11 protein-coding genes are annotated in these 11,461 nt (G+C 71.2%); 4 read left to right on the top strand and 7 right to left on the bottom strand.

Annotation, left to right across the window (positions count from 1 at the left end; genetic code table 11):
* Positions 1-33: 33 nt before the first annotated feature.
* From ABFX81_RS12840 to ABFX81_RS12850, 3 genes are read right to left on the bottom strand one after another with little or no spacing between them, the layout of a single operon-like run.
* On the bottom strand, positions 34-867 hold the full coding sequence (locus ABFX81_RS12840) for an ABC transporter permease subunit (protein ID WP_086854086.1): 834 nt from the start codon (positions 865-867) through the stop codon (positions 34-36).
* Positions 864-1,802: a carbohydrate ABC transporter permease gene (locus ABFX81_RS12845; RefSeq protein ID WP_346138192.1), complete on the bottom strand. Its 939-nt coding sequence runs from the start codon at positions 1,800-1,802 to the stop codon at positions 864-866. Before ABFX81_RS12845 ends, ABFX81_RS12840 begins: the two co-directional genes overlap by 4 nt.
* Positions 1,802-3,160, bottom strand: a complete 1,359-nt coding sequence (locus tag ABFX81_RS12850; RefSeq protein WP_086854084.1) for an extracellular solute-binding protein — start codon at positions 3,158-3,160, stop codon at positions 1,802-1,804. Before ABFX81_RS12850 ends, ABFX81_RS12845 begins: the two co-directional genes overlap by 1 nt.
* 237 nt (positions 3,161-3,397) lie before the next feature.
* Between ABFX81_RS12850 and ABFX81_RS12855 the strand changes: the two genes are divergently transcribed.
* The 3 genes from ABFX81_RS12855 to ABFX81_RS12865 are packed head-to-tail and all read left to right on the top strand — an operon-like array spanning position 3,398 to position 6,623.
* Entirely contained in the window at positions 3,398-4,006 is a 609-nt protein-coding gene (locus ABFX81_RS12855; RefSeq protein WP_346138072.1) for a toxin-antitoxin system, toxin component family protein, read from the top strand.
* On the top strand, positions 4,003-5,223 hold the full coding sequence (locus ABFX81_RS12860; RefSeq protein ID WP_086854083.1) for an MAB_1171c family putative transporter: 1,221 nt from the start codon (positions 4,003-4,005) through the stop codon (positions 5,221-5,223). Before ABFX81_RS12855 ends, ABFX81_RS12860 begins: the two co-directional genes overlap by 4 nt.
* A complete protein-coding gene (locus ABFX81_RS12865; RefSeq protein ID WP_346138073.1) occupies positions 5,220-6,623 on the top strand; it encodes an NAD(P)/FAD-dependent oxidoreductase in 1,404 nt (467 codons plus the stop codon). The genes ABFX81_RS12860 and ABFX81_RS12865 overlap by 4 nt, the downstream gene beginning before the upstream one ends.
* 89 nt (positions 6,624-6,712) lie before the next feature.
* On the opposite strand, the gene ABFX81_RS12870 is transcribed toward ABFX81_RS12865, so the two are convergent.
* The 4 genes from ABFX81_RS12870 to ABFX81_RS12885 all read right to left on the bottom strand — a co-directional run bounded on the left by ABFX81_RS12870 (position 6,713) and on the right by ABFX81_RS12885 (position 10,045).
* Complete coding sequence (locus ABFX81_RS12870) at positions 6,713-7,576, bottom strand: SMP-30/gluconolactonase/LRE family protein (protein WP_346138074.1); 864 nt, start codon at positions 7,574-7,576, stop codon at positions 6,713-6,715.
* Positions 7,573-8,346 (bottom strand): IclR family transcriptional regulator domain-containing protein, encoded by a 774-nt coding sequence (locus ABFX81_RS12875; RefSeq protein WP_086854225.1) that lies wholly within the window; start codon positions 8,344-8,346, stop codon positions 7,573-7,575. The genes ABFX81_RS12870 and ABFX81_RS12875 overlap by 4 nt, the downstream gene beginning before the upstream one ends.
* 299 nt (positions 8,347-8,645) lie before the next feature.
* Complete coding sequence (locus ABFX81_RS12880; RefSeq protein ID WP_086854224.1) at positions 8,646-9,890, bottom strand: PucR-like N-terminal domain-containing protein; 1,245 nt, start codon at positions 9,888-9,890, stop codon at positions 8,646-8,648.
* 2 nt (positions 9,891-9,892) lie between these two features.
* Entirely contained in the window at positions 9,893-10,045 is a 153-nt protein-coding gene (locus tag ABFX81_RS12885) for a hypothetical protein (RefSeq protein WP_167537335.1), read from the bottom strand.
* Positions 10,046-10,259: 214 nt separating this feature from the next.
* Between ABFX81_RS12885 and pgfA the strand changes: the two genes are divergently transcribed.
* Positions 10,260-11,255, top strand: a complete 996-nt coding sequence (gene pgfA, locus ABFX81_RS12890) for a cell envelope lipid trafficking protein PgfA (RefSeq protein ID WP_086854223.1) — start codon at positions 10,260-10,262, stop codon at positions 11,253-11,255.
* Positions 11,256-11,461 lie beyond the last annotated feature (206 nt).

The following is an 11,461-nucleotide window of genomic DNA, read 5'->3' on the forward strand; positions in this document are numbered from 1 at the left end:
AGCACAGCCCCGCGCCCCTATCGGGGCGACTTTCTACTGCCCGGCCAAGCCCGTATGGGCCACGCCCGCCACGATCTGCCTCTGGAAGAAGACGAAGACGATGATCAGGGGCAGGCCCGCCATCAGGCCGCCGGCCATGAGCTGGGCCCATTGGATGCCGTAGGAGTTCATGACGGTCGCGATGCCGTTCGGCATGGTCATCAGGTCGGGGTTGTTGGTCACCATGTACGGCCAGAGGAAGTTGTTCCACGAGGCGATGAACGTGAAGATGCCGACCGCGGCGAGGGAGGGGCGGGAGAGCGGGAGGACGATGGTGAAGAAGACGCGCCAGCGGCCCGCGCCGTCGATGAACGCGGCCTCTTCCAGTTCGCGCGGGATGCCCTGGAAGAACTTGTAGAGGATGTAGACCATCGCGGCGGGTGCGCACTGCGGCAGGATCATGCCCCAGTAGGTGTCGACCATGCCCATCTGCTGGACGGTGGTGAACAGCGGCACGCCGAGGACGGCGGGCGAGATCATCAGACCGGCCATGACCAGGCCCATCAGGGGCTTCTTGCCGCGGAACTCGGTGCGGGCGAAGCCGTATCCGGCCAGTGCGCTCACGAGCAGCACCACGGACGTCACGCAGACGGAGACGACCACGGAGTTGACGAACCAGTTGGTGATGTTGCCGGTCTCGAAGAGGGCCTTCCAGGCCTGGCCCGTCCAGTCCTGCGGGAGCCAGTGCGGCGGGACCTCGACGGCTTCGGTCTCCGACTTGAGGGACGTGAACAGACCCCACGCGAACGGGGCGAGGAAGACGATCGAGACGGCCGCACCGAGCAGCGTCAGCACGATCTGGCTGGGCGTCCAGGCCTTGGTGGTCATCTGGCGGTCTCCTCACGGGTGCGCAGCAGCCACATCCGGGCGAGGGCGACGGCCGCGATGATCACGAAGAAGATGACGGAGATGGCGGAGGCGTAGCCCACGCGGTAGCTGGTGAAGCCCTCTTCGAGGGTGTACTGCACGAAGGTGCGGGTCGATCCCTCGGGCCCGGGGAGGAAGTCCATCATCACGACGGCCTGGTCGAAGACCTGGAGCGAGGCGAGGATCTGGAGGGCGACGACGAGGCCGGTGATGTTGCGCAGCATCGGCAGGGTGATGTGGACCGTGCGGTGCCAGGCGTTCGCGCCGTCCAGTCTGGCGGCCTCGTAGAGGTGGCCGGGGATGCCCTGGAGCGCGGCCAGGTAGAGCAGGAAGCTGAAGCCGACCGTCCACCACAGGGTCTGGATGACGATGGCGAGCATCGCGTACGACTTGTCGATCAGCCACGGCGTCTCGATGCCGAAGACGTGGTTGATCATTCCTGTGCCGGGGTTGAAGAGCCACTGCCACAGGTTGGCCGCGACGGTGGACGGCAACAGGAACGGGGCGAAGAAGCACAGCCGCCACAGCCACTTGCCGCGCTCGATGTGGTGGGCGAGCATCGCGAGGAGGAAGGCGAGGACCGTGATGCAGGGGACGACCAGGAGCGTGAAGTACGCACTGTGGCCGAGGGAGTCCCACACCAGCGGGTCGTCGAGGGCCTCGCGGTAGTTGTCGAGCCCGACGAAGCTCGCGCCCTCGCCCGAGATGTTGGCGTCCGTGAAGCTGAGGTAGACGCCGCGCAGCAGCGGCCAGATCACGAAGAGCGTGAACAGGACGAGGAACGGGGCCACGAACCAGCCGCCGTGCTGGAAGCCCTGCCGCCGGCGGAGGGTGGCGCTGCCGGCGGCGGTCCTGGCGCGGGCGGGTGCGGCGAGGGTCTGGGCGCTGGTCGCCATCACGCGGCCGCACCTCCTTCCGCGGCTGTGTGGCCGTCCATGGGGTTCTTCATGTCGAGGAGTTGGGTGAGGGCGCCCTTCATCCGGCCGGCGGCGGTCTCCGGCTTGGCGGAGCCCATCGTCGAGGCGGCGACGATCGGGCCGACGCGCTGGGCGAGGATGCCGGTGGAGCCCGCGAACCACACCTTCGGCTCGGTGGCCTGGTGGTCCATGGCCGACACGTACTCGCTCTGCGGGTTCAGCTCCTTGTACGCGGCGGTGGAGAGGGTCGGCGTGTACGCGGGGATGTGGCCGCCGGCGGCCCACTGCCGGGCGTGCCGGACGACGTACGCGGCGAGTCGGTGGGCGGCCTCGTCGGCGGCGCCGCCGCGGTCGGACTGGTGCGGCAGGACGAAGGCGTGCGACTCGGCATGGGTGGCCGGCTTGCCGAAGACGGGCGGCAGCGGGGTGGCGCCGTAGTCGAGCTTCGCTCCGGTGTAGACCGGCACCGACCAGTTGCCCTCCCAGACGAAGGGGGAGCCGTTGAGGAACTGCTCGGCGCCCGCGGCACCCCCGAAGGCCGGGTCGGCGTATCCGTCGGTGATGTGCCGGCGCAGGAACTGGAGGACCTGGACGGCCTTGTCGGTGTCGAAGGTGACCTCGGTGGCGGCGGCGTTGAACCAGGTGCCGCCGAGCTGGGTGTAGAAGGCGACGAAGAACCACCACTGGAAGTTCTGGTCGTTGTGCCACAGACCGATGGTCTGGAGCCCCTTCTTCGTGGCCTTCTTCGCCTCCTTCAGTACGTCGAACCATTCGTCGGCGGAGGTGACGGGCACGATGCGGCCGTCGTCGCCGAGCAGCCCCGCCTTCTTCAGCACGTCCTTGCGGTAGAAGCAGAGCTGGACGTGGATGTCGAGCGGGAGGGCGTAGAGCTTGCCGTCGATGACGGCGCGCTTCCACAGCGCGGGGTTGAAGTCGGCTTCGCGCACGCCGTACTCGGCCAGCAGGTCCACGTCCCAGGGGTCGAGGAAGCGGCCGGGTGAGAAGCCGGTGACCCGGCCCAGGTGCATGACGCCGAGGTCGGGTGCGCGGTTGCCCGCGGCGGCCATGGCGAGCTTGGTGTAGAAGGGGCTGCCCCACTGGAGGGTGGAGTCCTTCACCGCGATGTCCGGGTTGGCCTTGCGGAAGGCGTCCAGCATCGCGATCATGTTGGACCCGTCGCCGCCGCTGAAGAGGTTCCAGTAGCGCACGCGGGTGTCGGCGTCGGCGGCGAGTGCGTCGGCGCCCGTGCCGAGCGCGGCGAAGCCGAAACTGCTCGCGACGAAGAGTCCTCCGAGCCCGCCGAGAAGCTGCCTGCGATTCAGGTCAGGTCGTCCCATGCCCTGCCCTTGCTGTCGTGTTCGATATATCGGTAGGTGCTCGTGACTTCGAACGGGACCGTAAGTTCGAAGCGCTTGCGCGTCAATGGCCGGTCCGGAACTTCGGGCACGACTTTCGGGCAGGAACGGTCGTTCCCTGCTGAACTATCGACGCCGGATCTCATGACGCGAAAGCTTTCGGGCGCGTAGTCTCGGAGGCGCGGCCAAGCCGTCGGCCGGCGGTGAGAAGGGGGAGCGATGGGCATCGCGGGCGCTGGAGCGGCCCGGGTCACCGCCGCGCTCAGGTGGTCGCGGCGCGGGTCCGCCATGCGCGGCCTGGCCGCCGGGCTCGCCGCCGCGGTCCGGGCGCGAGAGCAAGCCCCGGCCGACGTACGGTCGTTGTGCCGGGCGCTGTGCGAGGAGATGAGCGCGCTGCGGGGCGGACGTCCCGTCGAGCTGCGTTTCGAGCGGTTCCCCGACGAGATCGAAGTGACAGGTCTGTGGGTGGAGTTCCAGGACTTCGACCTGGTCATCGTCGAGGAGCGGGCCGAGGCGGTGCAGCAACTGGTCATCCTCGGGCATGAGTTGTGGCATCTGCACGCGGGGCACGGCCACCACCATGCCGCCGGTACGGCGGCGGCCCGGGCCCTGGACCGCGAGCCCGGCTGGACGTCCGTGGCGCTGACCGTGGCGGCCCGGGACGGCTCGCGCGAGCGGGACGAGGCCGAGGCAGACGAGTTCGGGCACCGGCTGGCGGCCGTGTTCCGCACCTTCGCGGACGGCACCGTCCCGGACGAGCCGGACGCCGCCCTCGATCCGGTGCGGCGGTCGATGGGCTACCGCGGACGCGGAGGCGGCGCGCGATGACCCACGCACGGGACGTTTTCGACTCCTTCTCCGTCTCCTTCTGGCTGCCGATCGGGGCGCTGACCATCGCCCTGGTGATGAAGCTGCCCAGCCTGGTGAGGATGTGGCGTGACCCGATGCTGCGGGCCGTCGGCGGGCTGCTGCTGTTCGCCTGTGCCGTGTTCGTCTTCGCGTCCCCTTCGGTCATCGGCTGGACCAACCGCGTCACCGGCGTGCCGAACATCGCGGCACCGCTGGTCTACTCGCTGCTCACCGCGCTGTGCGCGTCCTGGCTGCTGCTGATCGTCGCCTGGCGCAACGGCCTGTCCGACCGCTCGGGCTCGACGCGCCGCGCCGCCCGGTGGGTCGTCTTCGCCTACGCGGCCGTGGTCGTCGCCCTGTGGGTGCTGTTCTGGCTCGCGGACGTCCCCGTGGAACGCCGCCGGGACCTGGACACGTACTACGCCAACACGCCCTTCATGCGCGAGGAGATCCTGCTCTACCTGCTCGCGCACACCGTGGCCTGCTCGGTCACGGCCCGACTGATCTGGAACTGGGTCCGCACCGACGGCCTGGACGCCTGGCTGCGCTGGGGGCTGCGGTTCCTGGGTGTCGGCTACGCGACGAACCTGCTCTTCGACGTCGCCAAACTCACCGCCGTCGTCGCCCGGATGACGGGCCACGACCTGGACTGGCTGAGCACCTACGTGGCACCCTCGGCCGCCTGCCTGTCGGCCACGATGGTCGCGATCGGCTTCATCATCCCGCACGGCGGTCAGTACCTGCACGAGCGCTGGCGCATCCGGCTCGCCCACTGGCAGTTGCGCCCCCTCTACCTGCTGCTGCGCACCGTGAACGGCGGCGGTGCCCCCTTCACCCCGCGCGCCACCGGCGAACTGCGCCTGATCCGCCGCGAGACGTACATCCGCGACGTGCTCCTCCAGCTCTCCCGGCACCTCGACGAGAACCTGCGGGAGCGTTCCTACGACGCCGCCCTGGGCCTCGGCTTCGAGCCCGGCCGGGCGAAGGCCCTGGCCGCCGCCGTCACCATCCTGGACGCCGTCGCCGCGCGGGAGCGGGCCCCGCAGACCGACAGCGCCGCCGCCCCGTCCGGCCCCGACACCGCCTACCTGCTCCAGGAGATCCAGGCCGTGTCCCTGGCCCTGCGTCACCGCGACCACATCGAGGCGGTACGCTCACGCGCGGCCGCCCCCGGGAGAGAGAACGCCCGCGCATGACTGACCGTCCCACCCCCGCCAGAACCGCCGTCGTCCTGGGGGGATCCCACTCCGGCATGCTCGCGGCCCGCGCCCTGGCCGACGTCGCCGACCGCGTCGTCGTCGTGGAGCGCGACGCGCTGCCCGCCTTCCCCGGCCCCCGCAAGGGACTGCCGCAGGCCCGGCACGCCCACATGCTGTGGTCGGGCGGGGTGCTGGCCATGGAGGAGCTGCTGCCGGGGATCACCGGGGCGCTCCGGGAGGCCGGGGCGAACCGGCTGCCGGTCACGACGGACATCGTGGCCCTGGGAACGCGGGGCTGGTTCCGGCGCTGGGCCGAGTCCCACCACGTGATCCTCGCCGGCCGGGACCTGCTCGACGCCACGGTCCGCGCCCGGGTCCTCGCCGACCGGCGGATCGAGGTCGTCGAACGGGCAGAGGCTGTGGGCCTGACCGGCACGGAGGCGGCCGTCACGGGCATGCGGATCAGGCCCCACGACGGCCCCGAGCGGACCCTCGACGCGGACCTGGTGGTCGACGCCTCGGGCCGCGGCTCTCAGGCCGCCCGGTGGCTGACCGCCCTCGGCCTGCCGCCGGCGGAGCGGCGCGAGGTCGACGCGGGCCTGGCGTACGCCAGCCGCCTCTACCTCGCCCCCGCCGCGGCCCGCGACGGCTTCCCCGTCGTCAACGTGCAGCCCGACCGGCGCGAGGGCGGTCCCGGCCGGGCGGGGTTCCTGCTGCCCATCGAGGAGGGTCGGTGGATCGTCACCCTGTGCGGCACCCGCGGCGGCCGGCCGTCCCCGGAGAACGACGACTTCGTCCGCTTCGCCCGCGAGGAACTGCGGCACCCGGTCATCGGCGAGCTGATCGAACGGGCCGAGCCGCTGTCCGACGTGGCCTTCACCCGCACCACCGTCAACCGCCGGCACTTCTACGAGCGGATGCCGGTGTGGCCCGCGAACTTCGCCGTCCTCGGTGACGCCCTCGCCGCGTTCAACCCGGTCTACGGGCACGGCCTGGCCGTCGCCGCGCAGAGCGCCCTGCTCCTGCGGGACACGGTACGGCGCCATGGCTGGGCGGCTCCCGGACTGTCCCGGCTGATCCAGAAGGCGGTGTCCCGCCCGGTCGGCGCGGCCTGGGACCTGGCGATCGGGCAGGACGTCTTCTACCCGGGCGCGACGGAGCAGGGCCCCACGCTCCGGGACCGGCTCGTGACGGCGTACGTCGACCGCCTGATGTACACGGCGACGGGCAGCGGCCGCATCGCCCGCCGCGTGACGGACGTGACGTCACTGGAGCGGGGGGCGGGGGTGCTGCTGACGCCCTCGGTGATGGTGGCGGCGGCGGTGGGGCCGCTGAAGCCGGCGCTGACGGCTCCGCCGCTGACGTCGGAGGAGCGGAAGGCCGCCGGGCTGGCCTAGCTGCGGGCAGTCGTGCCGCTGGGGCGGCACGGGTGGGCGCAGCGGCACCCCGCAGCGTCGGGTTGCGCGCCTTCCCCCACCAGCGGACCTCAGCCTTGGAAGGCGGGCTGGGCAACCCCCTTGCCCACCCCCGGCACCACGAACACCGACCCCGCCAGCGCCGGCGGCTCCGTCAGCCCGGTCCGAGCCGTCGTGATGTACAGATCACTCAGCCCGGCCCCACCGAACGCACACGCGGTAACCAACGGCACGGGCAACTCGATCACCCGGTCCAGCCGCCCCTCCGGCGTGTACCTGCGCACCGCCGCCCCCTGCCACAGCGCCACCCACACACACCCGTCGGCATCCACGGTCAGGCCGTCGGGAAATCCCGCGCCGTCCTCGACCACGGCGAGGGTCCGCCGCCCGGACAGCCGCCCGTCCGCGTGGTCGAACACCTCGACCCGCCGGGTCGGGGAGTCGATGTAGTACATGAGCCGGCCATCGGGACTCCACCCCGTGCCGTTGCTCACCGCCACGTCGTCAAGGATCACCTCGACCGAGCCGTCACCGGTGACGCGGGACAGCGTCCCGCCCCCGGGCGCCTCGTCGTACCGCATCGTGCCGGCCCACAACGAGCCGTCCGGCGCGACGGCGGCGTCGTTGGCGCGGCGGCCGGGGACGGGCTCGCGGTGCAGCCAGCGGAAGCCGCCGTGGGAGTCGCCGTCGGGGTCGAGGAGACCGATGCCGTCGCGCAGGTTCAGCACCAGCCCGCCCCCGGCCCGCGGCTTGACGGCGCCCACGTGCTGTTCCGTCCGGCGGACCGTGCGGCGCCCGGTGACCGGGTCGTACGTGTGCACCCGGCAGCCGAGGATGTCGATCCAGAGGAGCCGGCCGGCCGCCGCGTCCCAGGTCGGCCCCTCGCCGAGCTCGGCCTCGGCCCGTACGGCGACCTCGTACGGCGTCGTCGTCATGCCACGCTCCGGTGACCGAGGTGCTCGGACAGCTCGGCGGCGCCCTTCGCGGCGAGCTGCTCCAGCTCGGCGCGGCGGTCCTCGCTCCAGCGGATCATGGGCACGGAGATCGACAGGGCGGCGACGACCTGGCCGGCGCGGTCGCGGACCGGTGCGGCCACGCAGCTCACGTCCGGGTTGGACTCGCGGTTCTCGACAGCGATGCCCCGCTCACGGATCTCGGCCAGGGTCTCGCGCAGGGCGGCCGGGTCGGTGATGCTGTTGGGGGTCATCGCGACCAGCTCGGCGCCGTCGGGGAACCGCGCGGCGAGCTCGTGCTCGGGAAGGGAGGCCAGCAGCATCTTGCCGACGGAGGTGCAGTGGGCGGGCAGCCTGCGCCCGGCCGCCGACACCATCCGCACGGCGTGCGTGGAGTCGACCTTGGCGATGTAGATGACGTCCGTGTCCTCCAGGATCGCCACGTGCACCGTCTCGTCGCAGGTCTCGGCGACGGACCGGGCGACCTGCTGCCCCTCGGCGGCGAGGTCGAGCTGCTCGGCGTAGCGGGCACCGAGCTGGTACGGGCGCACACCGAGCCGGTAGCGTCCGGGCTGGCCGGGCATGGGGACGATGTACTTCCGGGCGGCGAGCGTGGTCACCAGCTCGTGCACGGTCGTGCGCGGCAGCTGGAGCTTGCGCACGATGTCGGGGGCGGAGAGCGTTCCGTCCCCGTCGAGAAAGAGCTCGAGAATGTCGAGAGCCCGGGTCACGGCTGGTACGAGGCGTCCCACGACCGGCCCCCTCCCTATATGTCTCAGGCGCCTGTGTTCGCGATATCAGCGTTCGAGATATCAACAGGCGATCGGCATGACGAACACAGGCTAGCCATAGAGGTTTGCCCGGGCAATGGGCAGAGGACCGGCGGGCAGAAACCGACGAGCACGCCACAAGCACGTTCAGTGCACATTTAAGTGCCCTGTGTGTGACACGTCACAGATGGACGCTCCGGCATCCGGGCGGGCCACGGCGAAGGAGCGGGCCGCGGTGTGACCCAGGGCGGCGGTGATCATCGCCGGGTGCGCAGCCCGGCTCACCGCCGCGGGGGCACCGCCCCCAACTCCCCCCGCAACCGCTGCGCCCGCAGCACCAGCTCCAGTTCGAAACGCCGGTCGGGGTCGTCGATCTCGTCGCCCCACAGTTCGCGGATCTGGCGGAGCCGGTAGCGGACGGTCTGGGGGTGGACGCCGAGGCGGGTCGCGACCTCCGGTGCTCCTCCCCGGGTTTCCAGCCAGGCCAGGAGGGTCTCCGCGAGGCGGCGGCCGTGGGTGGGGCCGCAGTGGGTGAGGGGGGCCAGGCATCTGAGGGCCAGGTCGTCGATCAGTTCCTCGGGCTGGAGGAGGACCAGCGCCTCGGTGTGCTCGGTGCAGTAGAGGACCTCGCCGGAGGGGAGGAGGTCCCGTTCCATCAGGCGGACCGCCGCCTCCGCCCAGCGCAGTGACTTCGCCGCGTCGGCGAGCGGGACGGGCGGGCCGATCGCGCCGGACCAGCCGGCCAGGGCCCGGTGCAGGAGTTCGGGGCGTCCTGCCGCGTCCGGCTCGGGCACGACCATGCGGGGCTGCTCGTACTCCATGTCGAGCAGCACCCCCTGGCCGACCGCGGGCGCCATGGCCTCCCGGGCGGGGCGCAACAGGACGCCGACCGCGACCTTCTCCGGCAGGGGCCAGCCGATCCGGGCGGCGCGTTCGGTGAAGGCCTCGGTGGGGTCGCCGCGGTGGTGCTCGGCCAGCAGGAGTTCCATCAAGCGGCGTTGCAGGCGCAGGCGTTCGCCGGCCTGGCGGGCCGCGGCCTCGGCGTAGCCGCGTACGGACTGGTCGACCAGGCCGTCGAGGTACTCGTAGCCCGCGTCGACGAGTTCGTACATCGCCGGGGGCGGGATCTCCACGCGCTGACCGATGTCGGCGAAGCGGCGCCAGGCCAGGCGTACGCCCATGCGGTAGATGGCCTGGAGGGAGTCGAGCGAGCGGCCGTTGAGGCCCTCGCCGCGGCCGAAGTCCTGGAAGACACCGGGCGGGACGGTGGGCCGGCCCTCCGAGTGCTCCAGGTGCTGCACGAAGACCTCGATGGCGCGGCGGATGCCGACCAGGGCCATGGGCTCGCCGGAGTCGTCGAGGACGACGGGCAGATGCGGGTACTCGCGCTGGATCTCGCAGAGGATCTCCTCGGCGAGCGCGGGCGCCTCGGCCATGGCGATCGCCGCGAACCTGCGCACCTGGAAGCGCGGTACGTCGTGCCAGGCCGAGCGCGTGGTGACGGTTCCGGTGCGGGCGGCCGTCACCGTCAACTCCCCTGCCCGGTCTGCTCGTAGGTGATCAGGGGGGTGTTCGGCTGGTCGGGTGTGGCTTCGAGCAGCGCGACGACGCCCAGCGCGGCGCCCACGGCCAGGGCGGCGGCGAGCGCGACGGTCAGCGTGGCAGCGAGCAGTCTCGACATCGCAGGGTCAGCCTCTCTGTCCGGATTCGTCCGGAGATCGTCCGGAGGTTGCCCCACCCCGGCACCCCGTCCCTGCTTGTCCCGCCCAGTTTCAACAAGCATTGACACCCCGTCAAGAGCCGCCTACGGTTCCCGGCCCAGCCGCACGCGCGCATTCCGCCGCCGTGCCGGCCCTCTCGTACGTCGAGCCGTCCCAAGCCACTGGAGTGCCCGGATGCGCCGTACAACCTCTCCTTTTTCCCTGATCCTGCTGGGTCTCGGCACGTTCCTGCTGGTGCTGGCGCCACTGCTCGCCTGGTACGTGCAGCCGCGTGCCGCGGTGAACCCGATCGACATCGACACGACCGCCGTCTACACCGGCCGGGGCAGCGTCTTCGACACTGACCGGATCGAGACGGTGCCCGACCGGAAGATCACGGTGACCCAGCGGGTGCGGGGCAACGTCGAGGACAGCGAACGCAGCGGCAACGCCGTCTGGGATGTGATCACCACGGTCGACACCGACAAGTCGCTGCCGGCCGCCGACCCGCACGACGCCCTCGACTTCACACCGCACCGCTGGGTGATGGACCGGAAGACCAACCGCCCCGTGCACTGCTGCGGGGAGAAGCCCTACATCGAGGGCGAGGCCTATCTGAAGTTCCCCTTCGACGTGCAGAAACGCTCGTACCAGTGGTGGGACAACACCCTCGGCGACACGGTCGTGCTGCGCTACCGGGGCACCGAGAAGGTCCAGGGCTACACGGGCTACAAGTTCACCGGCTCCGTGCCGCCGACGAGGACCGGCACGCGGATGGTGCCCGGCAGCCTCGTCGACCAGCCCGGGCGGCCGCAGGTGCTGGCCGAGGAGTGGTACTCCAACCACGGCTTCGAGCTGGTCGTCGACCAGGCCACCGGCCGGGTGATCTACGCGCAGACCGGACCCAAGCGGACCCTGCGGGCGCCGGGCGGGAAGAAGGACGCGGCGGTGCTGCTGGACAGCCGGAAGGTCTCGTTCACGACCGAGACGCAGAAGGAGGCCGTGCGGCAGGCGAAGCGGGACAGCGGTCAACTGCGCCTGGTGGGCACGACGTTGCCGATCGGGGCCGGTGTGGCGGGTGTGCTGCTCGCGGTGGCGGGTGGCGTTCTGGTGGCGCGTGGGCGGAAGGAGCCGGAGCAGCCCACTCCGTCCGATACGTCCAGTACGCCCCAGCCCACCCTCACGATGTGATGTGACGTCAGCTCTAACAAAGCCCGAAATTGTCACGCCGGTGAGTAGCCGTGGAGAACGTCCGGGCGAAAACTGTCCAACCCCACCCCAGCACAAGCCGTCCACACTCCCCTCCCAGGAAGGGCTCAGGCCCCCCACAGCAAGACCCCCCAGAGCCAGACCTGCCCCCACGCTGAGTTCCGCACCCCGAGACGAGTTGGAGCACC

Source organism: Streptomyces coeruleofuscus, from assembly GCF_039532725.1.
GTDB lineage: Bacteria > Actinomycetota > Actinomycetes > Streptomycetales > Streptomycetaceae > Streptomyces > Streptomyces coeruleofuscus.